The organism is Chamaesiphon sp. GL140_3_metabinner_50 (genome assembly GCF_025361915.1).
Taxonomy (GTDB): Bacteria; Cyanobacteriota; Cyanobacteriia; order Cyanobacteriales; family Chamaesiphonaceae; genus Chamaesiphon.
On record NZ_JANYJC010000013.1, the window covers coordinates 20,734 to 44,628 of the forward strand.

Consider the following 23,895-nt stretch of genomic DNA (forward strand, 5'->3'; position numbering starts at 1 on the left):
GTAACTTTAAGCTACGAGCATCATATTACATTGATGAAGAAGATCGCGATCGAAAAATTCAAAAAATAGCTCCAAATTGGTATATTGACGATCGACAGCTCCCATCGTCAAGCAGCTACCACCATGAAAGATTGCCAAATTACCAACGCACGCATCCCCAAACTCCCTGGCATCTGGGAGATCGAGATTCAGAATGGCAAAATTAGTGCAGTTGCCGATTGCCTCCGGCAGACCAGAGGTCAACGATTGCTGGCGGCGGATTTGCCGACTTTAGACGTAGGTGGAGATTGGCTTTCGTTAGGTGGGGTAGATCTCCAGATTAATGGAGCCTTGGGACTGGCATTTCCCGACGTGCAAATCGGCGATTTCGACAAACTAACCCAGATCTGCGATTTTCTCTGGGAGCAAGGCGTAGACGGATTTTTACCGACGATCGTCACTACCTCGATCGAGAATATCCATCGATCGTTAGCCGTCTTCGCCCAATTCATGGCGCATCAGCCTTCTAATACCGCTCGGCTGTTAGGAGTTCACCTCGAAGGGCCATTTCTCAATCCTCAAAAACGCGGTGCCCATCCTTCAGCATATTTACTGAGTCTCGATTTAAAATTCGTTACAAATATTGTCAGTAAATATGCTGAGATAATTAAAGTAATTACCCTCGCCCCAGAATTAGACCCGACAGGCGAAGTTATCGCTTACCTGAGGTCTTTAGGCATTATTGTCAGCTTGGGACACTCACAGGCAAATTTTGGGCAAGCACAGCAGGCATTTACTAGCGGCGCGTCGATGGTGACTCATGCTTTTAATGCAATGCCAGGATTGCACCATCGCGAACCGGGACTATTGGGAGCAGCATTGACTCAATCGCACGTCCAGTGCGGGTTTATTGCCGACGGACAGCACGTTCATCCCGCGATCTTAAAAATTCTGATGCGTGCGGGTAGGTACGGCGAGGGTTTATTTCTAGTCAGCGATGCTTTGTCGCCGTTAGGATTACCCGATGGCACATATCCCTGGGACGAGCGTGAAATTGAAGTTATCGATGGTACGGCAAGATTACCAGATGGTACCCTATCGGGGACGACTCGATCGCTATTAGTCGGCGTGCAAAATTTGGTAAAATGGGATATTTGCGATGTAGATAATGCGATCGATCTAGCCACCACTGCACCGCGTCGAGCAATTGGCTTATCCGATAATTATCTAGGACAATCGGCAAACCTGTTGCGCTGGAACTGCGATCTCGATCGTAGACTAAACTGGGAAAGGGTTTGCCTAGACTAGTTGCACTCGATCGAGCCAAAAACTACCAGTTTATTGACCGATCGCCAAACCAACAATACAATACATAATACAGGCTTTACACGTTGGCGATCGCCCACACACAGCTCGATCTGTGTGGTTGCAGAATCAACTTTTGGGCAAACATTACTGTTTACTGACATCGATCTGTAGCGATGCCAGTGAGTTCTGCAACACCTCGCACTCGCACAGATGAAACGTAAGCAAGAAAAACCGATTTATGGCAATTCTCAAGGAGCTAAAGCTAGTGAGATCGATCTCAATTTGGGCGATCGAAAAAAATCTAAATTAACGGCACAAAAATCTTGTCAAAGTGGAGAATTATTCGATAAGCGTACTGGGAAGCTACGCCAACGAAGTCGCCATCCTCGATTTGCGCGAATCAAACCAGTTGCAATTAAATCATTTCCCCGCACGATCCTGAAAGTGGGTATTGTTGCTCTAGTTATCCATCAAGGACTAACTCACACCCAAATTGGTAAAAGCTTGATGGCGAAAATCTCTCAACAGATGGTACGTTTTAACACGCATGTAGAAACAACTAAAACGAAAGTAAATATCAAAGCATTAACAGAAAATAGGCAAAAAAATGCTGACGATCGCTTTGATGATGCTTGGAATCGAGCTGGTGGCGAACCTAAAAAGAAAGAATAACCTCACATCTTGCCGCAGATTTAAAAAATTTAAATGAAAGTCTACATCCTCAAAAACAAAAATGGCGATTTTGCCAGCGTTAATTGTGCTGTCGCCGATGATGGTTTTCGGAAGATGGGTTGGGAAATCGTGCCTTTCAGTCGGTTAGATAATCCTCGATTGCCAGATTTAACACCAGCAGATGTGGTGGTAGGATTTATTGAAGATGTGAATGCAGCACTACTACAATTAGGAATTGAATCGCCGCCAGAAATTAACTATCCCGATGAATTAACGAGTTTTTTAGGACGCAAGGTTTGGCGATCGCGAATTAACTATATTGCTAAACATCCAGAATTATGGAATATTTTTATTAAACCGACAACCGTTGCTAAAAAGTTTACCGGACGCTTACTCACGAGTGCTAAAGATTTAATTAGTTGTGGCGATGAATTTGAAGATACCGAAATCTGGTGCTCGGAGCCAGTTAGATTTTTAGCTGAATGGCGATGTTTCGTTCGTTATGGTGAAATTCTCGGCGTGAAATCTTATGCTGGCGATTGGCGGGTACATTTCGATTCGCAAATTATCGAAAATGCGATCGCAGCTTATACTTCCGCTCCGGCTGGATATGCGGCAGATTTTGGCGTAACGGATAAAGGCGAAACTTTATTAATCGAAGTTAATGATGGTTATTCCATCGGGGCTTACGGCTTATTTCCGCCAGATTACGCGCGGTTATTAGCATCTAGGTGGGCACAAATAACCGGATCTAGAGATTACTCTATTTATTAACATTCTCACATCTTGGATCTGTTCTTTTCCCTTTTCCCTCTTTCCCCGGCTTCACTAGAGATTTTGTCGTTGCTGCAAAATACAGCACTTTTCAAGTTGTGAGGTACAAGATCCCCGACTTCTCCAAGAAGTCGGGGATCTGAAGGGATCTGAAGGGATCTGAATCAGAGATATCGTACTGCTTCAATAGGAATTTTGTCGCTACTGCAAGATGCGGGCATAATTGACTCGATCGCCAAAAGTCTGTAAATTTACCATTTGAAGAGACTCTTTCCACTAGAATTGAGTAACCACTATCGATCGATCCCACAAATGCTCACAAATGCCCCCCTATTAGTCGTTCGGGATGTCCGTGCTGGTTATATTCCCGGCTCGGATATTCTCAATGGGATTAACTTTGTCGTGCAACCAGGCGAACTGGTGGCCGTAATTGGCGGGAATGGTGCGGGAAAATCTACCCTAGCGAAGACAATTTTTGGGCTGTTGACACCCAATAGTGGGACGATTACTTTTAAAGGTGAAGAGATTGGCGGCTTAAAATCCGATCGGATCGTGCAAAGAGGGATGTGTTACGTTCCGCAAATCTCGAATGTATTTAAGTCGCTGACGATCGAAGAAAATCTAGAAATGGGTGGTTTTATTCGTTCGGGCGATCTCCAGCAGCTCAAACAGAAAATATTTACCATGTTTCCCCGCCTCGCCGAGCGACGCAAACAGCGTGCGGGTACGCTATCTGGCGGCGAACGCCAAATGCTGGCGATGGGTAAAGCTTTAATGCTCGATCCCGAATTGTTAGTACTCGACGAGCCATCCGCCGCACTCTCTCCCGCGCTGGTTACCGACGTACTCAAGCAGATTCGGGCGATTAATGACAATGGTACGGCGATAGTACTCGTCGAGCAAAATGCTAAAAAAGCCCTAGCGATGTCCGATCGAGGTTATGTTCTAGATACTGGTATCGTCAAGCATGAAGGAATCGGTGCCGATTTACTCAAAGATCCTAAGGTAATAGAAACCTATTTAGGTGTCGGCGGACACTAATATTTCCGGCTCAGTGACAAATTAGATAGATATTCTCGTGGATAGTGAATAGTGAATAGTGGATAGTCTGCTAAAAGAGCGATTCATAGCTCGTTCTTAATTACGCTTTCAACTTCTTGCACCGAGCGAAGCCGTAGCGCAGTGTCTCCGTAAGGAGAAGTGTCAACTTTTAACTTTTAATTGCCCTAGTTTCCAGGTCAAACCCGCGATAAAATTATTAGTAACGTGAGCCACGATCGGGATAAATAGATTACCAGTTTCGACCATCGTAAATCCGAGTAATATGCCGACAAGTGTTGCCCAGGCTGCATACGGCCATTGTTGGGCATTGGTCATATGTAATACGCCAAAACAGAGCGCAGATAATACAATCCCGATCGGATCTAAGCCGAGCGCGGGTAACATTACACCCCGAAATAATAATTCTTCACTCAAGCCAGGTAAAATGCCCAGCCAGATGACATCAGGCATCGCTAAAGGCTTTAACACCAACGATAGATAGAAATCGGCACTTTCGCGATAAGTACCCCACGCTGCATAAACGATCGAACTCAACCCTGTCAGTCCCAATCCTAACGCAATCCCGAACCCCAAATCTGCCAGCGTCAATGAAATTGGGCGCAACTGGAAATCGCCTAAATACAGCCACAGCCGAGCTACTCCAAATAAAATTATGGCAGTCACCGCCATCGCAATCAGAATCTGGATTCGCGACAAGGGTTCGATATCTGGATTCTGGGAGTTACTCATCTTTTAGGGAATAGGGGATGGAGTCGTAAATTAGATGTAGACTTGCTTATTGACATTCTTTGAGTCGATCGATCTGGGGATAAAAACTATCGAGACTCATCCCAGCACGATCGACTGTAATGACACCGATCGCCTCTAAATACGATTTTACCGCAATCGATTGGATACCGAGTGTTTTTGGTAATACTGCCATCCGCGTCTGATTTTCAGCTACGGTGATAATTTTAGTACGTGCGGATTTGGCAAAACTAATTAAACCACTCCCCCCACAAGCAGATTCGGGGATAATGACAGCATCGACTTCATGATTCCAAATGCCTGAACTTGAGGGTGAGGAGGTAGTCATAAATTGTGGCGCACGGCTCAATCCGACTAATACGCAGGGCAAGAAAGTATAGCCTAATTCTTCGGCTGCCGATCGCGGGGAAATTTCTGGATCGATCGGGAGTGGGGCTAATGCGGGAGCGTGCGCGCAAGGTACTTTAAACGTCCGCACGACGAGATGGCTGATGACGGCTTCGGCTCCAGCTAAGGGATCGACACCCGTACCGTGTCGATAGTCGTGCAAAATTGTCGCCCCCGGATCGTCGGGAAATCGGGCAATTACGGCGATCGCATTTGCTCCAGTTTGAGAGATCGACTTATCCACCGCACGCAACAGACTATCTGGTTGCTCGATCGTGCCCCAGGAGGCTCCAGAAGACGCGGTACGCAGTTCTACCCCTAACGGAGAATCTGTGACGACATAATCGGTTAAATCTAATCCTAGCGTCGCCCTAGCGGCATCTGCGGCTTGGAGATGTCTGATCCGGAGATCTTCGGGAATAGATCGATCGAATACAATGCCGATCCGATTGCGCCGTACTGGTTGTAACCCCCAACTACCTGCGGCGAATTTATCGATCGCGTAACCTTCGACATATAATGCATTAGGCATACTCCAATACAATTGCGCCCCATTCATCACATTCGGATGCGTAATTAAGCGATCGCAACTAGCCGCAACGGCTCTGGCGATGGGTAACGCATCCCCCGCATAGCCTCCCATTGCCGCACCGATACCTGTGGGGACGATTAGAACTACTGTATAAGGACGAGTCATAAATAAAAGAAATCTAGCGATCGATAGCGGCTGTGTCTATCATCAGGTAAATTCACGATCGATTCAACCCTCTCAAATTTTGATAGCGATCGCCATTAAAATCAAAGCTATCCTCTCCTCAAAGATCGCAGTAGCGTAACTTTCTGTAGCAATCGATCGGTACTTCTTACTCCTTACTCCTTACTCCCTAAATGTTACCCGGCGATCTGCTAATTTATCGATATAACGGCGAATCGATCGTCCCCAAACGCATCGAAATCGACTCACATCATATCCAGATGGCGATCGAGATTATTGACTGCTTTACCTCCGTTACAGGCGGTACCCAGGGACAACTAGACGAAATGCTATTACAACTAGAAGGCGATAGCCCCGACTTTCGTGTCAAACGGGGATTCGCCCATCTGCTTAAAAGTCAAAGCTTCAGTAACTTTGAGGTTGTCAGCCCCCTTCAGCCTTCAGAATTACGCGAACGTGTATACGCACTCTCAGCGATAGCCAGCCCTAGCGTAGAGCATAGCAAAGCCACATTAGCAACACTCGCCAGCAACCTTTCTCAAGAACTTAGTACCGAAATAATTCCCGCTCAAATCACCCAAGGATTGTATGCCGACTTACCAGACAATCGGATTTTAACTGAATTTACCGCCCCCGATCCGATCGCCCTAATTCATCGCTACAATCTCTCTCAAGTTCAGGGTGTATTTTACCGCGCTAGCGAACTAACCATCAACGCCCATCGGAATGTCCCCGGACAATACAAGCTATTATTTCGCTATCTAAAATTGTTTCAATTAATGACATATATCGAAGGTGATGCCGATACTGGTTTTACCATAAAAGTTGATGGGCCAACGAGTTTGTTTAAAGCAAGTACCCGCTATGGACTCGCGATCGCCAAACTAATTCCGGCAATTTTGCACGTTACTAAATGGAGCCTGAGTGCAACCTTACAAACCAAAGATTTCTACACCGGAAATCTGAAAACTGGACGTTATAGCCTCACCGATAAGTGTGGCTTAGAGACCCATTATCCGCCCGGAAAATCTTACGATAGTATGCTCGAAGCTAGTTTTGCCAATGGCTGGGATAAGCTCAAAACTGAGTGGGTACTAGAGCGAGAAGTAAATTTACTGCCAATTCCTGGGAGCGTGATGATTCCCGATTTTCGGTTGGTACACCCTGATGGACGCGATTATATTTTAGAAATTGTCGGTTATTGGCGACCAGAATATTTACAAAAAAAATTCGCTCAAGTTCATAAGTCTGGCTGTAAGAATCTGATCTTAGCTATCTCAGAAAGACTGAATTTAGACAAAGCTGGACTAAATGCTAACGATCTACCATGTGAGGTAATTTGGTTTAAAGATAAACTTTCAGCTAAAGCAGTATTAAACTGCTTAGAATCTCAAACACCTGCGATTCAATAGCATCGATCGATTTCGCTCTTTTCTGAGTATAGATTCAAGTTACCTACAATTCGATCGGCAAAAACGATAAAATAAGGCTGAGACTAACTAGGCAAAGGTCACGATCGTGCAACTCACTACAGCTAGCATCAGCCACGAACCAATAGTTACTTGGGAACCTTTACCCAAGGATTTTCAATTAGAGGATGAACCTGTGGAAAATGATGGACAACCTCTAATCGCCGGAGCATTACGCGAAAGTTTGGAACTAAGTGGCTTTATTCAACCACAGATGCTCATCGTATCTAACTTTGGGCTATGTGCGACGATCGACGATCGAATTGTCGTTAAAGCCCCCGATTGGCTTTATATCCCCTCAGCGAACCCAACTGGGTTTACACGGAGAAGCTATACACCCCACGCAGAGGGCGATGTACCTGAGATCGTTATGGAATTTCTGTCCCATATCGAGGGTGGCGAATATTCCGTCAAACGCAGTTTTCCGCCTGGAAAATGGTTCTTTTACGAGCAAATCCTTCAGGTACCCATCTACGTTATTTTTGAGCCAGAGGGTGGATTATTAGAATTTTATCAACTCCAAAACGATTCGGCAAAGCCGACGCTACGCGAACGCTACGAGCTAGTTTTACCCGATCCTGACGGACGACATTGGATTGCGGGGATGAACTTATTTCTGGGTACGTGGCGGGGCGATAAAGAAGGCAGATCGGGTTATTGGCTGCGCTGGTGGGATGAGTCGGGAACTATGCTCCCTTGGGCTGTCGAACAAATCGAGCAAGAGCGTCAGCGGGCGGAGCGGTTGATAGCTTATCTGCGATCGCAAGGTATCGATCCAGATAATTTACCATCTAGTTAGCGCAAGTTGTTACCTACCACCTCAGCGGTTAGAAACCGCTGCTCATAGTGCAAAGTCCGCCGAAGCGGACTAACAAACTAGTACAGCTTTGGCGGACTTTCCAACATTAGCCGATCGATTATTGCCGGATAAACACCACACCAATCGCTCAAATGAGTAAAATATAGTGCATACCACTAAGATCTAGTTCGCTACAGCCCCAAACTTTTTAGACTGCTATGACTAATGTACCTGTTTCGCGAATTCGCAACTTTTCGATTATTGCTCACATCGATCATGGTAAATCTACCCTCGCCGATCGATTATTGCAGGATACAGGTACGGTTAGCAACCGCGAAATGAAAGAGCAGTTTCTCGATAATATGGATCTGGAGCGCGAGCGAGGCATTACGATTAAGCTCCAAGCCGCACGGATGAATTATACCGCCCTAGACGGTCAGGAATACGTTCTGAACCTCATTGACACTCCCGGACATGTGGATTTCTCTTATGAGGTGTCTAGGAGCCTTCTAGCCTGTGAAGGAGCATTATTAGTAGTCGATGCATCCCAGGGTGTAGAAGCGCAAACTCTGGCGAATGTCTACCTGGCATTGGAGAGCAATTTAGAGATTATCCCCGTACTCAATAAAATCGATCTCCCTGGAGCCGAACCGGAGCGGGTACGTGCCGAAATTGAAGAGATTATCGGCTTAGATTGCAGTGGGGCAATTTTAACTTCCGCCAAGCAAGGAATCGGGATTCAGGAAATTTTAGAATCGGTGGTTTTATTAGTACCACCGCCTAGAGATACAGTTAATGAACCCTTACGCGCCCTGATTTTCGATAGCTATTACGATAGTTATCGGGGTGTGATCGTTTACTTCCGCGTCATGGATGGGAGCGTCAAACGTGGCGATAAAGTTCGGTTGATGGCGAGTGGCAAAGAATATGTCATCGACGAACTCGGTATTCTCTCGCCCACACAGGTACAAGTAGACGAGCTGCACGCGGGGGAAGTGGGTTATTTTGCCGCATCGATTAAAGCGGTTGGCGATGCGCGAGTAGGCGATACGATTACGATGGTGAGCAATCCAGCGGCTACAGCTCTCGACGGCTACGCAGAAGCCAAGCCAATGGTATTTTGTGGACTATTCCCGACAGATGCGGATCAATATCCAGAATTGCGCGATGCGCTAGATAAATTGCGGCTCAATGATGCGGCTCTCAAATACGAACCAGAAACTTCCAGCGCGATGGGATTTGGATTCCGGTGTGGATTCCTCGGTTTACTGCACATGGAAATCGTCCAAGAACGCCTGGAGCGGGAATATAATTTAGACTTAATTACCACCGCACCGTCGGTAGTTTATCGAGTCACAGATAATCATGGTACAGAAACTTATATCGATAATCCCAGTACCCTTCCCGATCCCAATCATCGCCAAAAGATCGAGGAACCTTACGTCAAATTGGAGATGATTACTCCTGAAGAATATGTGGGGACATTGATGGAACTATGCCAAAATCGGCGTGGTGAATTTAAGGATATGAAGTATCTCACCAAAGGACGCACCACCGTAATTTATGAGATGCCTTTAGCGGAAGTCGTAACTGATTTCTTCGATCGCATGAAGTCAAATACGCGCGGTTATGCAAGTATGGAGTATCAACCGATCGGTTATCGTGAAAACCATCTCGTCAAATTAGACTTGATGATCAATGGCGATCCTGTCGATGCCCTAGCGATGATCGTTCACCGCGATAAAGCTTATAATGTCGGTCGAGCAATGACTGAGAAATTAAAAGAATTAATTCCCCGTCACCAGTTTAAAGTACCGATTCAAGCCGCGATCGGTAGTAAAATTATTGCCAGTGAAAATATCCCCGCACTGCGTAAAGACGTGCTTGCCAAATGCTATGGCGGTGACATTTCGCGGAAGAAGAAACTGCTTCAAAAGCAAGCTAAAGGTAAAAAACGGATGAAAGCTGTCGGGACGGTAGATGTACCGCAAGAAGCATTTATGGCGGTGTTAAAGTTGAATAAGGATACTTAATGAGTTGAGAGTTGGGCATTGCTGAAATTCAGAGTAGGGGCAATTCATGAATTGCCCCTACTCTGAATTCCAGATAAATGTAGGGTGGGCAGTGCCCACCCTACGGCTAATAAGTAGGATAGATCGTGGGATGGCGCTGCATAACAAAATTGGCGCAGCGTCAATGTTTGCTGAAAATCGAAGATGAGATAGTCATGCAATTACATAAATTTGACTCGATCGATAAATTCTGGAATAAAACTCAGACTTATTTGCTACAAAATGAGGCTGAAAACAACCTGTTGTTGGCAGTTGTCAATACATTGTTGCACAATCCAGAACGCTATCTAGATCCGCCTTATTTAGCAATGGTTGAGATCGATGGTGAAGTTGTAGTAGCTGCCATCCGCACCCCTCCACGTAAATTATTGCTGTCAAAAGCTAGCTATCTGGAATCCTTGACTTTAGTTGCTCAAGATTTGTGTCGAGAAGCATTAACTGGAGTCATGGGGCTGGTTCCTGAATTGGAAACATTTCTGCAAGAATGGCAAGGATTAACCGCACAATCTTATCGACTATTAACAGAAATGAGAATCCACCAGTTAACAGCATTGCAACCTTCAATAGCTGCCAATGGACACCTCAGACTGGTGACTGAAAAAGATCGCGCCCTGTTAATCGAGTGGTTGCCTGCCTTTGATGCTGAGACTGGTTTGGAGGTAATTGAAGATGTCGAACGTATAGTCACAAATCGGTTAAATAAGCAAGATACCTATTTATGGGAAGACAATAATGTACCTGTTTCCCTGGCAGCAGGTATGCAGTTTTCACCTGCTGCGGCTCGGATTGGTTCGGTCTATACGCCACCAGAATATCGTCGCAAAGGTTACGCTACTGCCTGTGTCGCAGCATTAAGCCAACAGCTACTGGATGAAGGATGCGATCGATGTTTCTTGTTAACAGATTTGGCAAATCCTACCTCTAACCATATCTATCGACAGATTGGCTATGTTCCAGTCTGCGATTGGCACGAATACTCGATCTTATCTCAGGATCCTGCGTAATAATTAGAAGATGTTTCTTGCTAGCGTAAAATTTAGCTAAATATCACTATGGCGATTAGAAAAGATACATTGTGGGAGCAATTTCTCTCGCCTGTGATTCAGAGTTTACTAGATAAAGAGCAAATGATGGCGGTGCGCGATCGCATTGACTGGCAAGATACAATCGATCGATATCAAGCTCCAGAATTTAGCTATCCCAGCTACTATCACACCCAAAACTATCACGGAATCGAAGGTGGCTATCTCACTCAGACAGCCGCGATTACCTACGATCCGATTACTCAGTACGTTTTGCCGCCTTACGAGCCGTGGATCCGGCAGGGTTTAATCGATGGGATTCGCACTCAGCCGCGCAAAATCCTCGATCTGGGCTGCGGTACTGGTTCGATGACGATTCCTCTCAAACAGGCTTTTCCAGGTGCGGTGGTGACGGGTCTAGACTTGTCTCCGTATATGTTGGCGGTAGCGGAGGATCGAGCCAAGCAAGCAAATGTCGCGATCGAATGGGTACATGGCACGGCAGAATTGACTCAGTTTGAAACTGGTAGTTTTGACTTGGTTACGGCTGCGCTACTATTTCATGAAACCCCGCCAGCAGTGGCTCAAACTATTCTCGCCGAAAGTTATCGCCTACTAGCTCCAGGCAGCGAAATTGCCATCCTCGATGGCAATCAGCAGACGCTCCGCAGTCTGGATTGGTTGAATAATATCTTTGAAGAACCCTACATCCAAGCCTACGCCGCAGGTAATCTCGACGCTTGGTTGGGCAAAGCCGGATTTGACGAGGTACGTACCAAAGATGTATTCTGGCTCAATCAAGTCAGTATCGGGATTAGGCTTTAGGTGTTAGGTATTAGGTTTTAGGCTTTGGAACTACGCTCCAGGTTTTCAATAATCACACTTCTTACTCCCATCTCCCATCTCCCATCTCCCATCTCCCAACTAATTAAGTGTGGTTTTAAAAGCGGTTCTGTTCGATTTCAACGGTGTAATTATTAAAGATGAAGCAATTCATCGGGAGCTGATTGACGAGTTATTATTAGCCGAGAATTTACCGCCCCAAGGTAAAGAATTCTGGCAAGTGTCGGTAGGTAGAAGCGATCGCGCCTGTATTAAAGAGCTATTAAAATTGCGTGGGCGATTTGTTACGGATGAATATTTAGATAAACTAATAGCCAAAAAAGCGATCGCGTATCAACAGCGGATGTCGCAAGTTGCCACATTACCGATTTACACTGAAGTCGTCCAGTTTATTCAAACGATGTACGATCGCGGTTATAAATTAGCCGTAGTAACTGGAGCAATTCGATCGGAAGTCGAGTTAGTATTAAAGCAATGTGAAATCGCCCGCTATTTTGAAACGATCGTGTCTGGGGATGAGATCGAGCAAAGTAAACCAGCTCCTGAAGGTTATTTATTAGCTGTACAGCGATTGAATAAATTAGACCCAAAGTTAAATTTATTACCATCGGAATGTCTGGCGATCGAAGATACTTTTGTCGGATTAGAAGCTGTCAAAGCTGCTGGTATTCAAGCCGTCGCAATCGCGCACACTTACCCCTTCCACATGCTGCAACGCCGCGCCAATTGGACGATCGATCGATTTGCCGATTTGGAATTAGATCGAGTCACTCAATTTTTTGAATCCAGAAAGTAACTATTGAAGATCTACGCTATTTAGCTCGATCTTTTAAGCACAACAAACATGTCAGGACAGTTATAATGTAAATATAAAGTTATGTTTAGATACTCGATAATTAACTAAATCTATCGAGTAACTCTACCAATATCTATCGATCGGTAGAAATAGGGGGTTGGGATGCAGGCATTTTTCTGTTCGCTCGTTCTAGTATTTTTTAATAGTACTTATCTATTTATCTGCTTTAACATGGAATTAATGGTTCCAGATGAGAGCGAAGATAAAATCGAAGAAGTTGTCACCATCACGACTCAAACTCAAGATTTCGATCCATCCGATTTATTAGACTTGGATATATTCGATATCGATGTAGACGAGCTGATGGAACGTGGTGAGAATGATGCATCTGTCGCCCGTCGTAGTGCTTACTTAGTACACGATCGAGTCTAAAATATCATATGTATCAAAAATATATACTCACGTCTTGCACCAGCGGCTGTGAACCGCTAGTACAAGATGTAAGTGGATTAAAATTGAAGATAATGCATCAACTTGCCAATTAGTTCGCCAGATAATTCTAACCGTTGCTGAAAATTCACCAGATCGGTAAACTTGCCATCGCGATCGCGACAATCGATAATTGTATTGGCTAATTCTGGTGTAATGTGGGGGACTTGGGCTAACTCGACTGCGGTGGCTTGGTTAGTTTTAATTGCTGCCAAATCTAAAGATCGATCGTAGTATTGAAAGCTTAATACCGGAGCCAACCATTGTAGTCTGGAGCTAGGGATATTTAGTGCGGCGGCGAGATCGGAAATTGAATAGAAAGCTACGCCAGCTTTACTCAAGTTAACTAATTGACGTGCTTGATGGATCGAAATTCCTGGCAACCGCAGCCAGTCATCGATACTAGCCTGATTGACATCGATTTGTACGCCTAAATCGGCAGCGACAGCAATATCGAATGCCGATTTGAACCGATAATAGGGGTCTTCTTGAATACGCGATCGCATGGACATTTTGAGTAACAAACTAACAGTTTTAGTAGGATCGTGAGTCATATATAGCCGTTGTTGGTAAAGAGATATCGGCAATTGTGAATTGTGGATAGTGAATAGTTAGAATCTGTAGAGGCGGGTTTATGCTTATATTTCAAACGTAGCTAAAAATCTAATTCAAACCCGCCCAACCCCACTAGAAGTGTTTGCAATCTAGATAGTGAATTGTCGATCGTAAAGACCCAATTATCAATTAACACCGCGTAATTTGCGGGTGTTTTCAACCAGGCTTAATGCAAATTCATCGAGACGTTTTGAAAGTTTTTCATCTGAGATTTTACCGTCAGGAGTAAACGATTGCCATGCTTGTCCGATCGCGACTTGTTCGGGAATCGACCACGCATGAACCCACCGCAGAATTATCCGCAAATCGTTGAGAGCATTACTATTACTCTGTCCGCCTAAGATACTAATGAACCCCGCAACTTTACCAGAAAGCTGGTCGAAACTCATCAAATCTAAGGCATTTTTCAACACGCCGCTGATACTACCATGATATTCTGGCGAAACTAAAATTAGCCCATCCGCTCCACTAAATGCATCTTGCATCCGGCGAACATCTGGATAATTCGGATATTCATCACCGCCATCGCAAAACGGTAATTGCATCGTTCTCAAGTCTAAAATTTCTACTTCTGCTCCAAGATCTGTTACTTTTTGAGCGGCGATTTTGAGAGCGATTTGGCTGTAAGAGTCGGTTCTCAAACTACCTGCAATGCCTACAATTTTTACCATAATTAAGTCCCTATTTTCTATTCTCTGTCCCTTAGCTTTTAGAGGCTGTTTGAAAAGTTACTTTTAATATGCGTAATTGGTGAGATCCCCCCTAACCCCCCTTCAAAAGCGGCTCGCTATGGGCGGGGTTCCCCCGCACATAAAAGCGAGACAAGACAGGGGAGAACCGGATCCGGAAGTCCCCCTGCAAGGTTGCGCTTTCACTGTCGGGGAACAAAGGACGGTGCGCGCATCCGCTTTTGAAGGGGGATTATGCGAGACAAGACAGGGGGATCCTCTAGGGACTACGAGTGCTATCCGATCCTTTTCAAATAACCTCTTAAACTCGATCGAGCCATTGACGGCGTTTTTGCTCGAACTCATACTCTGAGATCAAACCATCGGCGCGGAGCTTGTCTAATTCACGGATCGATTCGGATATTGTCGTCATTGGTTGTGCGACGAGCATCGGTGATGACGTGCCGGAGATCGGTGAGTTAAAATTTGTCTCAAACTGGGTACTATCTTGAGTAAGATACCAAACAGCTTCGATCGCCGCAGCAATATGGGGAATCGGTGTCCACGATAGTAATAGATAAATAACACCCCAAACGGGTTGTCCGAGATAAAATTTATGAAATCCAGCTACAGGTATCGTCATGCTAGCTACTGCTAAAACGATGGCTAGTTGACGATTTTTAGGTGTAGTTCGATCGAACATTAACCGATCCTCCAATACGGGAAACCGCAGTTCTCAGTGGTTCGAGACTGACGGTAAGATGTAAATAACGAGCATCGATCGTCATGGCCTCGCTCTTAATTTTAAACCTTATTACGATAATTATCTGTCATGGGATTTTTTGATTCTGATATCATCCAACAAGAAGCCAAACAGTTGTTTGACGATTATCAACAACTGACACAGCTTGGCAGTAAGTATGGTAAGTTCGATCGCGATGGTAAGGTGGCGTTCATCGAGCGGATGGAAATTTTACTCGATCGCTATCGAGTATTTATGAAGCGATTCGAGCTGTCTGATGATTTTATGGCAAAGATGACTGTCGAGCAAATGAATACCCAGATGAGTCAATTTGGCATGACACCAATGCAAATGTTCGCACAAATGAATCTCACCCTCGATCGGATGAAATCAGAAATTGATAAGTAGCTCAGAGATGGGAGTTGGGAGTTAGATCGAGAACTTTTTTTACTCCTTACTTCTTACTTCTTACTCCCATCTCCCAACTCCCATCTCCCATCTCCGAACTCCTAACTTCCCGGACGCTTAAACTTAGCTGGAGGCGCAAACGATTCTACTGGTTCGTTTTTGAGAGCTTCTTGCATAAAGCTTCGCCAAATTGGTGCGGCGTAGGTACCGCCCGTCACCCCTTGACCGAGCGGGGTAAAGTCATCTTTGCCAATCCACACAGAGGCGGCTAGCTGCGGCACGTAGCCCACGAACCAGACATCGCGTTCTGAAGAGGTGGTTCCGGTTTTTCCGGCGGCTGGGCGGCCTAATGCGGCCGCTTTACCAGTACCACCGCTAACTACAGATTGCAGGGCACTATTAATTTGAGCCGTTGCCCAAGAATCGAGTATTAGCTTAGGTTGTGGGGTGTTATCTAGTAAAATATTGCCATCGCTATCGGTGACGCGCAAGATTGTAGTAGTCTCCGATTGCCAACCGTTGCTGGCAAAGGTGGCAAAAGCTCCAGCCATCTCGACGGGGGTAACGCCAATCGCTCCTAATGGTAAGGAGACAACGGGTTCGATCGGACTTTTAATGCCCAAGGTGCGGCAAGTTTGGATGACTTTGTCTAAGCCGACTTCTTTACCTAGTTTGACTGCGGGGACGTTAGTTGAATTCATCAATGCAGTCCGAATGCTCATTGCTCCTGAATAGCCGCCGCCATAGTTACGGGGGGAATAGTAGCCGCTACCATCGCGATAGCGAACTGGGCCATCGTAGACTGATGATTCTGGGGAAAATTTTCCAGTTGCAAAAGCGGTGTAATAGACAAATGGTTTAAATGACGAACCCGGTTGGCGATTGGCGTACATGGCGCGATTGAAACTACTTTTTTTGTAGTCTACCCCACCGACCATCGCTTTGATAAAATGCGTACGCGGATCGATCGCAACGAGACTAATTTGATATTTATTGCGTCCCAGACGTTCGTAAGCATTCTGGACGACTTTTTCGGCGGCAATTTGGAAGTTATAATCGATCGTCGTTTGAATCCGCATTCCACCTTTACGGACTGTTTCTTTACCAAACCGTTGATTGAGTTCTTCGATCGCGGCATCGGTGATATAGGGTAGTTTACTACTCTGCCAAGTTTTGATTTTGCCGAGTTTGAGTTTGTATTCTCTGGCTTTTTTTTCCTCGGCGGGGGTAATCCAATTGAGTTCTAGCATCCGAGTCAAGACTTGTTCTTGACGCTTTTTAGCAGCTTTAAAGTTAATAAACGGACTGTATCTTTCTGGTGCGGCGATCGCACCTGCCATCATGGCACCTTCGGCTAAATTGAGTTCGGAAGCATGTTTATTAAAATAACTTTGGGCGGCAGTTTCGACCCCGTAGTTATTATGTCCCCAATAAACTTGATTGAGGTACATTTCCAAAATTTCGTCTTTACGGAAAATTTGTTCGAGTCGGATCGACAGCACTGCTTCGGCTAACTTTCTACTGAATTGTCGCTTTTGAGATAAGAACAAGTTCTTAATTAACTGCATGGTGATCGTCGAACCACCTTCGCTGACTCCGCCCTTCTTAAAGTTGGCACTTAGAGCGCGTCCCACCCCAGTCAGGTTGACACCTTGATGGTAATAAAACCTGTCATCTTCGATCGCTAGCAGCGCGCGTTTCATGTGCGGAGAAATCCGATTGAGCGGGACGACTTCGCGGTTAGCTTCGTCGTGCAGACTGGCGAGTTCCACGCCTTTAACATCATAAATATACGTCGTCTCTGTCGGCGCGTAGCTGCGTAATACGCGCACATCTGGCAAGTTGCGGAAGCTAATTGCCAGCCCCACCAATCCACCCGCGACGATCGAACTAGCTAACATGGTGACACCTAAAATGGTACCACCAGCAATTTGACCGACACCACCCAGAAACTGCCGATCTGGTGGTTTATGCTCGGTTGGTTCGGGTCTTTTTTTGGGGTTCTGTTTCTTTATGGCTCTAGAAGACACTAGGATCTTTCTCTCAAATTAGGGATAATCAAGGCAAAGTTGACGATGGGGAGCGATCGATATGAGTGCGATTGTAAACGATAAGTCGTCTGTACAGGTAAATTAGTGCCTGGAAATATGAATAACGGTGTAAAAACAGCTCAGTTAATGTAACAACTATATTAAGCTTAACTGGCGACTATTTTGACTAGATCGATTTTCATTTGTATATATGAGCGTGAATATATCCGTGCCAGCTTCAGATTCGTTAGATTGGTTATTTCGGGGAGTGACGGAAATTTTTCCCCACCAGCCCAATTCTACCGATCCGACTGAAAATCTCGCCCAGCGACTGGCACAGACAGATCGACCATTGCGTGTCAAACTAGGAATCGATCCGACTGGTGTAGATATCCATCTAGGACATAGTATTCCCCTGCGGAAGCTGAGATCTTTCCAAGATGCCGGACACACTGCTGTATTAATTATCGGCGACTTTACCGCCCGGATTGGCGATCCGACTGGTAAATCGGAAGTTCGCCCACAATTGACACCAGCGCAAGTTGCCGATAATGCCCAAGCATACCTCGATCGGGTGCGCCCGATTCTCGATTTTGATACTCCCGGACGGCTGGAAGTTCGCTACAATTCCGAATGGTTATCCGCGCTCGATTTGGGCGAAACGCTGTCACTGTTGGCGACGATGACTGTCGGACAGATGCTCGCTAAAGAAGGCTTTGCCAATCGTTACCAGCAAGAAACCCCCATCTTCTTACACGAATTTCTTTACCCACTGATGCAGGGTTACGACTCGGTAGCTGTCAAAGCCGATGTCGAACTCGGCGGTACCGATCAAAAGTTTAATTTAGTCGTCGGACGCGATCTCCAACGCCATTTCGGACACGCGCCGCAATTTGGCTTATTAATGCCAATTTTATTAGGTACCGATGGCGTTCAAAAAATGTCTAAGTCTCTGAATAATTATGTGGGCTTGGGGGAAGACGCGCTCAGTATGTACTCTAAGCTAGAGAAAACGCCCGATAACACCATCAAAGATTACTTTACACTTCTTACTGACTTACCACTAAATCGACTGCCAGAACACCCCAGAGAAGCGCAGAAGCTCCTCGCCCTAACAGTAGTTACCCAGTACCACGGGCAAGAACGCGCCCTCCAAGCTCAAGCCGACGCGATCGCACTCATTACCAAACCGGGTCAAAATGTCGGTGGCGATAGTATTCCCGAATTCTCGCTGGCGGCGGTAAATTTCCCCACTAAAATCTTCCAACTCTTGGCGGCTAGCGGTTTATGCTCTGGGAGCAACGATGCCAAACGTCAAATTCAAGGCGGTGCTGTCAAATTAGACGGATCGCCGATTTCCGATATCGAAGTCACTTATGATGATGCTGCGGATCTGGTCGGAAAAGTATTGCAAGTCGGCAAAAAGCGGTTTAAGAAGTTAATAAATTAACGTGAGGTTGAGTGTGTTGGGTTTCATTCTTCAACCCAACCTACAGATCTATCCACTATTCACTATTCACTATCCATTAAAACACTATTAACTATATTTTGAGGCAAGATGTAAAACTTAGTACTTCCAACAACGTCTGATTGCTTCAAAATCATCGATCGTGGTAAAGATTTCTCTGATATAATCTTTCGCATTCCACTGACTCGCTCTTTTTAAGCCAAGTTCGATCGTTTTTTGACGTAAAGTATCATCTGTAAATAACGCATAAATCGCCGCCGCAATTTCTTGTGGCTGCTTGGGATCTACCAGTAAAGCCGCATCGCCGAGTTGCTCTTTTGCCCCCGATACATTAGATGCGATCGTCGGACAACCCAACGCCATCGCTTCTAGAGGTGGTAAATTATCAGGGCCAAAAAACGTCACAAAAGTCATCGCAAACGCATTGCGGTATAGTGCTGCCATGTCTTGTTGAGGCACAAACCCTAAAAAATAAACTCGTTCTGACAGATTGAGTTGTTTAACCATTGCTTTAATATACGATCCATTGCCTTTATCAGCACCGACTAATACTAATGGCACCTCTAAATCATACTTTTCCTCTAAGTATTTAATTGCCAATAACAGCCCGATATGATTCTTATGCGGCCAAAATTGAGCGGGGTAAAATAAGTAAAGATCGGGAAGCTGATATTTAGTCATCACATCTCGATCGATCGAATCCAGATTCGATCTTAGTTGTGGAACGAACATCGGAATTACTTTAATTCTTTCCGCCGGAATCTGATAAAATCTTTCAATTTCTGCTTTGCCAGTCTCTGTTCCGGTAATAATCGCTGCTGCCCGATTCAACATTTTTAGATGATATTCTTCGCGGCGTTCCCATTCTCCATTTTTACTGACCTCTGGAAAATAAGATTGGCGTTTGTGTTGTAAATCCCAAATTGTAGTTATATAAGGATATTCTAATGTCGGACAGCTAGGTGTTAGCGATAAAGTTAGATCGATTCGATTCAATCTTAGTAAATTTAGGATGTGTCGATCGCGCCAATTTTCAATTATAAATGGGCTTCTAGGGTGCCAAAGTTTACGAAGTAAAGCTTTAATTATTAATGATAATTGACGAGTAATTTTCTGTATTAAAGTCAGATCTAAACACACAATTGGTACGGGAATATCCGATCGATAATTAGATACCGCTCGACCGGATGTATAAGCAATAAATGTATGTTTACTTTCAGCATGTAATTCAAACAAGGTATCGATGAGCTGACTCTCGAAAGTATAGCTGCCTCCACCTTCTGGAGTTGGGCTATTAATAAATATAGCTACTCTCATTTAATTACCGACTATAAAATAAACTCCCCATGTATTGAGTCCTGGCTGATGATGCGTGAGCCACTCTCCATCTTCAATTATATACATTTGTAGTTGACTTAGCAACAATTCTAGTTCGGTTCTAAATAAGTACCGCATTCGATGAGTTTCAGTTATTTCGTCGATCGCACCACTACTTTTATCTTTAATAAATACTTGATAATTAACATCCACCAAGTTTTCATTCGGATACATTATCGGCTCGGCAATGCGGGTAACTTGAATGGAACTATCTTCCAACCGCTTGATTCTGACAACAGGCGGATCGCTCAATACCGCAGGCCCATACCAGACATCAAAGATCAATATGCCACCGGGTTTGAGGTGAGTTTTAGCCGTTGTAAATGCCGCGAGTAAATCTTCATTAGTGGTTTGATAACTAATTACATGAAATAGCGAAACGATCGCATCAAATTTAAGATTCTCATTCTGAGAGGCTTCGCCAACGAGTCTGACTTGCCGCAGATCTCCTTGACTAAATTGTAATCTTGCTGCTAATTCTGGCTCTGCTCGTTCGCATCGTTCTTGGGCACATTTTAGCATCTCGGCACTCAAATCTACACCGTGGACGGAATAGCCCTCTTTTGCTAATAACAGCGCGTGATTGCCAGTGCCACAACCGAGTTCGAGAATTGTGCTGGTATTTGGTGCTTGCTGCTGAATTAGTCGATCGATAAACTCAGCTTCAGCAGTATAATCTTTGTCTCTATATAACAGATCGTAGTAACGGGCATAATTATTAAAAATGGTCACGATCGCACTTAATTAGTTAACTTAAAATACAGCCCATGATAGCAAGGCACATTTACTTCGGGGTGAAATGGAATATAACAGCTATCGATATTATCTTCCCAGATATCGACTAACTTATAGCCAATTGATTCAAACGAGCTAATAAATTCTTGACGATTAAATATATATTGAGCATAAAAAACTTTACCCCCATTTTGCAGGGTTACGATCTGCTTACCTGCATATAATCCGATTCTATTAATTAAAATATGTTGCGGTTTTCGTTCCAAAGCCTCGATCCGACTAGCGATATCTCGATCGTACTGAATCGAACCCGATGCCAAGAAAATGTCGCTCCCACTGGCTAATTCTAAATCGGTAGTAAAACTCAATCGCGAATCTCGATCTGCCGACTTGCCAACTTTAACTATTTCTGGCAGATCGCAGACAACCCATTTTAAATTATTCGGCAAATTGAGATACTTTGAATAGGCTAAAAAATGTATGCCTAAGTTGCCCCCAAAGTCAAAAACATTAAGCTGCTCGAATTTGTTAGTTTGAAGAATCTGCCCCATCCAATATAAAACCGGATAATCGAAAGATCTTACCACCGATTTACTACCTTCCCAGTCACCACGATCGAGCATGGCTTGATATTCTTGAGCTAGTTCGGCACAATCGTAGCCGATCTTCTTAGTGGCTGGTGCTGCTTTAATCGCTGCTTCAAAAGTCTCGAATACGCCCCAAAACCCACCGTAGCCATCGGTTTCAAACCTTTGACGATAGCTGTTTTCGGCAAATCGATCGTATAACTGCCTTAGCAACGGGATCTGTTTAAGCCGCTCTTTCATTTTAAGATCTCCTTGAGTACCGTACCAACTCGATCGATTTGAGCTTCAGTCAACGCCAATCCGCTGGGGATATAGAAACCACGCCGCGCCAATCGGGTAGCGACAGGGCAGGATACACCCTCAAATAAACCCATTTTGAGCAAGACAGGTTGCTCGTGCATCCCCCAAAAGAAGGGACGGCTACCGATATTAGCTGCGGCTAATTTCGCGCTGACTGCTTTGGCATCAAAGGGCACCTCATCTTTAAGCACGATGCCATACACCCAATAAATATTTTGGGCATAGTCAGTTGTCGATAATGGTAGCTCGATTTGGGTTAAATCTGCTAATAATTGCGTGTAAAGCCGACCCATGTTACGTTTGCGCGCGACGAACTCGTCTAACCGTTCGAGTTGAGCTACCCCCAAGGCTGCATGGAGATTGCTCATGCGGAGATTCCAGCCCAATTCTTGATGGACGAATCGCTGGTGTGGCTCAAAACAAAGATTCCGCAGAGATCTGCAACGTTCGGCTAAGTGCGGATCGTCAGTGACGAGGATGCCGCCTTCGCCAGTCGTCACATGTTTGTTCGGATAAAAACTAAACGTACTCAGATCGCCAAAACTCCCACAGGGACGGCTCTTGTAAGTCTGTCCGAGCATTTCTGCCGCATCTTCAATGACTAATAAACCATATTTATCCGCCAACCGCGAGATCTCATCCATCTCTACTGGCAATCCATAAATATGCACCGCCATGATGGCTTTAGTCCGAGGAGTAATTTTTGCCTCAATCTGGCTGACATCCATATTCCAGGTAACCGGATCGGCATCTACCACGACCGGAATCGCTCCCGCCCGGACGATCGCCGCCGCACATGAGATAATTGTGAAGGTTGGTAAAATCACCTCGTCACCGCGACCGATGCCCAACGCCACGATCGCAATATCTAGAGCACCAGAACCATTACTAACAGCAATACCATATTTACGATCGACTCTAGCCGCAAATTGAGATTCAAATCTGTTGACAAATGGCCCTTCCGACGAAATCCAACCAGTTTCAATACACTCGGCTAAATATTTTTGCTCGTTACCATCTAATAGGGGTTCGTTAACTGGAATAGAATTCACGACTAGCTAGCCTAGAATATTAGACTGCGCTGCTGAAATGCCCACAAAAGAAGTTCGATCTCGCTCTCCTACATAGGGGCCTTGCTTGACCTCAATCATCTCGACTTCTTCGATGACTTCAAAACCATGACCGCCTGTAGCTAACAAAATTACATCTCCGGCGACCAAGATCCGGCTGGCAATATACTGCTGGACACTATCGTATAAATCTACCCGCAGCTTGCCTTTTTTAATAAATAATACTTCCTGCGTGTACTCGACTTCTCGCAGAACGGGTTTGTGAATGTGGGGCTGAATCACTTTCCCGGCGGGATGACGCATGTAAGCTAATTGTTGCGATAGCGAATTGTCTGTAAAGAAATGAGTGCCCGGTTTGTCGAATTTGTCAGAAACGATTAGAGCCAGAAGCTGATTTCGATCGATAATTTGTTCTATCATTTTAAGTACTTACCCCTGACAGCATTTAAGTGCCGATACTAATTGTGTTCGATCGTAAAATCCGCTACGATGCTGTCATGAAAGCGTTACCCGCTCGGATTAGCATTTTTCAGTATAATGCATCACTTTAAATGAAAACGTATAAATCCGCACTCAGATCGTTGATTATTCTAGCAAACGCGTTAACTAATTGTAATCAGCCAAATTTCTGAATATTGTGGGCAGCTAAAGACACTATGCGCCCAGCCATCATAAATTATTCCGATCGATATTTATGCCGCGATCGAGAACTGAATCCAATGAGAATAGAGACCAAACAGTGACCACCAGTTAGATTTCAG

Annotated in this window: 25 protein-coding genes; 13 read left to right on the top strand and 12 right to left on the bottom strand. The window is 45.0% G+C overall.

Annotation, left to right across the window (positions count from 1 at the left end):
- Positions 1-123: 123 nt before the first annotated feature.
- Positions 124-1,287, top strand: a complete 1,164-nt coding sequence (gene nagA, locus Q0R35_RS00540; RefSeq protein ID WP_295613412.1) for an N-acetylglucosamine-6-phosphate deacetylase — start codon at positions 124-126, stop codon at positions 1,285-1,287.
- On the opposite strand, the gene Q0R35_RS00545 is transcribed toward nagA, so the two are convergent.
- Positions 1,284-1,448 carry a hypothetical protein gene (locus Q0R35_RS00545; protein WP_295613349.1) on the bottom strand — a complete coding sequence of 55 codons (165 nt, stop codon included), beginning with the start codon at positions 1,446-1,448 and terminating at the stop codon, positions 1,284-1,286. The two genes, nagA and Q0R35_RS00545, sit on opposite strands and share 4 nt — an antisense overlap.
- Positions 1,449-1,497: 49 nt before the next feature.
- Between Q0R35_RS00545 and Q0R35_RS00550 the strand changes: the two genes are divergently transcribed.
- The 3 genes from Q0R35_RS00550 to Q0R35_RS00560 all read left to right on the top strand — a co-directional run bounded on the left by Q0R35_RS00550 (position 1,498) and on the right by Q0R35_RS00560 (position 3,774).
- Positions 1,498-1,959 (top strand): hypothetical protein, encoded by a 462-nt coding sequence (locus Q0R35_RS00550; RefSeq protein ID WP_295613352.1) that lies wholly within the window; start codon positions 1,498-1,500, stop codon positions 1,957-1,959.
- A 33-nt stretch (positions 1,960-1,992) separates the two neighbouring features.
- Entirely contained in the window at positions 1,993-2,733 is a 741-nt protein-coding gene (locus Q0R35_RS00555) for an ATP-grasp domain-containing protein (RefSeq protein WP_295613355.1), read from the top strand.
- Between the two features lie 312 nt (positions 2,734-3,045).
- The gene (locus Q0R35_RS00560) at positions 3,046-3,774 is read left to right on the top strand and encodes an ABC transporter ATP-binding protein (RefSeq protein ID WP_295613358.1); all 729 of its coding nucleotides are present in this window, start codon (positions 3,046-3,048) and stop codon (positions 3,772-3,774) included.
- Between the two features lie 162 nt (positions 3,775-3,936).
- On the opposite strand, the gene Q0R35_RS00565 is transcribed toward Q0R35_RS00560, so the two are convergent.
- Together Q0R35_RS00565 and Q0R35_RS00570 are read right to left on the bottom strand one after the other, a co-directional pair.
- On the bottom strand, positions 3,937-4,524 hold the full coding sequence (locus Q0R35_RS00565) for a CPBP family intramembrane glutamic endopeptidase (protein ID WP_295613361.1): 588 nt from the start codon (positions 4,522-4,524) through the stop codon (positions 3,937-3,939).
- 46 nt (positions 4,525-4,570) lie between these two features.
- Positions 4,571-5,626, bottom strand: a complete 1,056-nt coding sequence (locus Q0R35_RS00570; RefSeq protein WP_295613364.1) for a DUF3326 domain-containing protein — start codon at positions 5,624-5,626, stop codon at positions 4,571-4,573.
- Positions 5,627-5,817: 191 nt separating this feature from the next.
- On the opposite strand from Q0R35_RS00570, the gene Q0R35_RS00575 reads away from it, so the two are divergent.
- The 7 genes from Q0R35_RS00575 to Q0R35_RS00605 all read left to right on the top strand — a co-directional run bounded on the left by Q0R35_RS00575 (position 5,818) and on the right by Q0R35_RS00605 (position 13,077).
- Positions 5,818-7,056, top strand: a complete 1,239-nt coding sequence (locus Q0R35_RS00575) for a DUF790 family protein (RefSeq protein WP_295613366.1) — start codon at positions 5,818-5,820, stop codon at positions 7,054-7,056.
- Positions 7,057-7,162: 106 nt separating this feature from the next.
- Positions 7,163-7,912 carry a Uma2 family endonuclease gene (locus tag Q0R35_RS00580; RefSeq protein ID WP_295613369.1) on the top strand — a complete coding sequence of 250 codons (750 nt, stop codon included), beginning with the start codon at positions 7,163-7,165 and terminating at the stop codon, positions 7,910-7,912.
- Between the two features lie 218 nt (positions 7,913-8,130).
- The gene (gene lepA / locus Q0R35_RS00585) at positions 8,131-9,945 is read left to right on the top strand and encodes a translation elongation factor 4 (RefSeq protein ID WP_295613372.1); all 1,815 of its coding nucleotides are present in this window, start codon (positions 8,131-8,133) and stop codon (positions 9,943-9,945) included.
- 149 nt (positions 9,946-10,094) lie between these two features.
- Complete coding sequence (locus tag Q0R35_RS00590) at positions 10,095-10,988, top strand: GNAT family N-acetyltransferase (RefSeq protein WP_295613375.1); 894 nt, start codon at positions 10,095-10,097, stop codon at positions 10,986-10,988.
- Between the two features lie 48 nt (positions 10,989-11,036).
- Positions 11,037-11,831, top strand: a complete 795-nt coding sequence (locus Q0R35_RS00595; RefSeq protein WP_295613378.1) for a class I SAM-dependent methyltransferase — start codon at positions 11,037-11,039, stop codon at positions 11,829-11,831.
- A gap of 109 nt (positions 11,832-11,940) precedes the next feature.
- Positions 11,941-12,645, top strand: a complete 705-nt coding sequence (locus tag Q0R35_RS00600) for an HAD family phosphatase (protein ID WP_295613381.1) — start codon at positions 11,941-11,943, stop codon at positions 12,643-12,645.
- A gap of 231 nt (positions 12,646-12,876) precedes the next feature.
- A complete protein-coding gene (locus Q0R35_RS00605) occupies positions 12,877-13,077 on the top strand; it encodes a hypothetical protein (RefSeq protein WP_295613383.1) in 201 nt (66 codons plus the stop codon).
- Between the two features lie 77 nt (positions 13,078-13,154).
- On the opposite strand, the gene Q0R35_RS00610 is transcribed toward Q0R35_RS00605, so the two are convergent.
- From Q0R35_RS00610 to Q0R35_RS00620, 3 genes are all read right to left on the bottom strand, one after another.
- Positions 13,155-13,688 carry a ComEA family DNA-binding protein gene (locus tag Q0R35_RS00610; protein ID WP_295613386.1) on the bottom strand — a complete coding sequence of 178 codons (534 nt, stop codon included), beginning with the start codon at positions 13,686-13,688 and terminating at the stop codon, positions 13,155-13,157.
- Between the two features lie 186 nt (positions 13,689-13,874).
- On the bottom strand, positions 13,875-14,420 hold the full coding sequence (locus Q0R35_RS00615) for an NADPH-dependent FMN reductase (RefSeq protein WP_295613389.1): 546 nt from the start codon (positions 14,418-14,420) through the stop codon (positions 13,875-13,877).
- A 319-nt stretch (positions 14,421-14,739) separates the two neighbouring features.
- The gene (locus Q0R35_RS00620) at positions 14,740-15,120 is read right to left on the bottom strand and encodes an NINE protein (protein WP_295613391.1); all 381 of its coding nucleotides are present in this window, start codon (positions 15,118-15,120) and stop codon (positions 14,740-14,742) included.
- 129 nt (positions 15,121-15,249) lie between these two features.
- On the opposite strand from Q0R35_RS00620, the gene Q0R35_RS00625 reads away from it, so the two are divergent.
- Positions 15,250-15,567, top strand: a complete 318-nt coding sequence (locus Q0R35_RS00625; RefSeq protein ID WP_295613394.1) for a DUF1825 family protein — start codon at positions 15,250-15,252, stop codon at positions 15,565-15,567.
- A 101-nt stretch (positions 15,568-15,668) separates the two neighbouring features.
- Here the strand turns inward: Q0R35_RS00625 and Q0R35_RS00630 are convergent, their stop codons facing one another.
- A complete protein-coding gene (locus Q0R35_RS00630; protein WP_366944787.1) occupies positions 15,669-17,516 on the bottom strand; it encodes a transglycosylase domain-containing protein in 1,848 nt (615 codons plus the stop codon).
- A 292-nt stretch (positions 17,517-17,808) separates the two neighbouring features.
- Between Q0R35_RS00630 and tyrS the strand changes: the two genes are divergently transcribed.
- Complete coding sequence (gene tyrS / locus Q0R35_RS00635) at positions 17,809-19,047, top strand: tyrosine--tRNA ligase (protein ID WP_295613397.1); 1,239 nt, start codon at positions 17,809-17,811, stop codon at positions 19,045-19,047.
- A 117-nt stretch (positions 19,048-19,164) separates the two neighbouring features.
- Here tyrS and Q0R35_RS00640 read toward each other — a convergent pair whose 3' ends face one another.
- The 5 genes from Q0R35_RS00640 to Q0R35_RS00660 are packed head-to-tail and all read right to left on the bottom strand — an operon-like array spanning position 19,165 to position 23,554.
- On the bottom strand, positions 19,165-20,382 hold the full coding sequence (locus Q0R35_RS00640) for a glycosyltransferase family 1 protein (protein WP_295613400.1): 1,218 nt from the start codon (positions 20,380-20,382) through the stop codon (positions 19,165-19,167).
- A complete protein-coding gene (locus Q0R35_RS00645) occupies positions 20,383-21,174 on the bottom strand; it encodes a class I SAM-dependent methyltransferase (RefSeq protein ID WP_295613402.1) in 792 nt (263 codons plus the stop codon).
- Between the two features lie 8 nt (positions 21,175-21,182).
- On the bottom strand, positions 21,183-22,004 hold the full coding sequence (locus Q0R35_RS00650; protein WP_295613405.1) for a methyltransferase, TIGR04325 family: 822 nt from the start codon (positions 22,002-22,004) through the stop codon (positions 21,183-21,185).
- Complete coding sequence (locus tag Q0R35_RS00655; protein ID WP_295613407.1) at positions 22,001-23,116, bottom strand: DegT/DnrJ/EryC1/StrS aminotransferase family protein; 1,116 nt, start codon at positions 23,114-23,116, stop codon at positions 22,001-22,003. Before Q0R35_RS00655 ends, Q0R35_RS00650 begins: the two co-directional genes overlap by 4 nt.
- A 6-nt stretch (positions 23,117-23,122) precedes the next feature.
- The gene (locus Q0R35_RS00660; protein WP_295613409.1) at positions 23,123-23,554 is read right to left on the bottom strand and encodes a hypothetical protein; all 432 of its coding nucleotides are present in this window, start codon (positions 23,552-23,554) and stop codon (positions 23,123-23,125) included.
- Positions 23,555-23,895: the final 341 nt, after the last annotated feature.

Excerpts from the sequence above, each read along its gene's own strand:
- nagA (WP_295613412.1), top strand. The coding sequence starts at position 124 with ATGAAAGATTGCCAAATTACCAACGCACGCATCCCCAAACTCCCTGGC.
- Q0R35_RS00545 (WP_295613349.1), bottom strand. The coding sequence starts at position 1,448 with ATGTCAGTAAACAGTAATGTTTGCCCAAAAGTTGATTCTGCAACCACA.
- Q0R35_RS00550 (WP_295613352.1), top strand. The coding sequence starts at position 1,498 with ATGAAACGTAAGCAAGAAAAACCGATTTATGGCAATTCTCAAGGAGCT.
- Q0R35_RS00555 (WP_295613355.1), top strand. The coding sequence starts at position 1,993 with ATGAAAGTCTACATCCTCAAAAACAAAAATGGCGATTTTGCCAGCGTT.
- Q0R35_RS00560 (WP_295613358.1), top strand. The coding sequence starts at position 3,046 with ATGCTCACAAATGCCCCCCTATTAGTCGTTCGGGATGTCCGTGCTGGT.
- Q0R35_RS00565 (WP_295613361.1), bottom strand. The coding sequence starts at position 4,524 with ATGAGTAACTCCCAGAATCCAGATATCGAACCCTTGTCGCGAATCCAG.
- Q0R35_RS00570 (WP_295613364.1), bottom strand. The coding sequence starts at position 5,626 with ATGACTCGTCCTTATACAGTAGTTCTAATCGTCCCCACAGGTATCGGT.
- Q0R35_RS00575 (WP_295613366.1), top strand. The coding sequence starts at position 5,818 with ATGTTACCCGGCGATCTGCTAATTTATCGATATAACGGCGAATCGATC.
- lepA (WP_295613372.1), top strand. The coding sequence starts at position 8,131 with ATGACTAATGTACCTGTTTCGCGAATTCGCAACTTTTCGATTATTGCT.
- Q0R35_RS00595 (WP_295613378.1), top strand. The coding sequence starts at position 11,037 with ATGGCGATTAGAAAAGATACATTGTGGGAGCAATTTCTCTCGCCTGTG.
- Q0R35_RS00605 (WP_295613383.1), top strand. The coding sequence starts at position 12,877 with ATGGAATTAATGGTTCCAGATGAGAGCGAAGATAAAATCGAAGAAGTT.
- Q0R35_RS00610 (WP_295613386.1), bottom strand. The coding sequence starts at position 13,688 with ATGACTCACGATCCTACTAAAACTGTTAGTTTGTTACTCAAAATGTCC.
- Q0R35_RS00615 (WP_295613389.1), bottom strand. The coding sequence starts at position 14,420 with ATGGTAAAAATTGTAGGCATTGCAGGTAGTTTGAGAACCGACTCTTAC.
- Q0R35_RS00620 (WP_295613391.1), bottom strand. The coding sequence starts at position 15,120 with ATGTTCGATCGAACTACACCTAAAAATCGTCAACTAGCCATCGTTTTA.
- Q0R35_RS00625 (WP_295613394.1), top strand. The coding sequence starts at position 15,250 with ATGGGATTTTTTGATTCTGATATCATCCAACAAGAAGCCAAACAGTTG.
- tyrS (WP_295613397.1), top strand. The coding sequence starts at position 17,809 with ATGAGCGTGAATATATCCGTGCCAGCTTCAGATTCGTTAGATTGGTTA.
- Q0R35_RS00640 (WP_295613400.1), bottom strand. The coding sequence starts at position 20,382 with ATGAGAGTAGCTATATTTATTAATAGCCCAACTCCAGAAGGTGGAGGC.
- Q0R35_RS00650 (WP_295613405.1), bottom strand. The coding sequence starts at position 22,004 with ATGAAAGAGCGGCTTAAACAGATCCCGTTGCTAAGGCAGTTATACGAT.
- Q0R35_RS00660 (WP_295613409.1), bottom strand. The coding sequence starts at position 23,554 with ATGATAGAACAAATTATCGATCGAAATCAGCTTCTGGCTCTAATCGTT.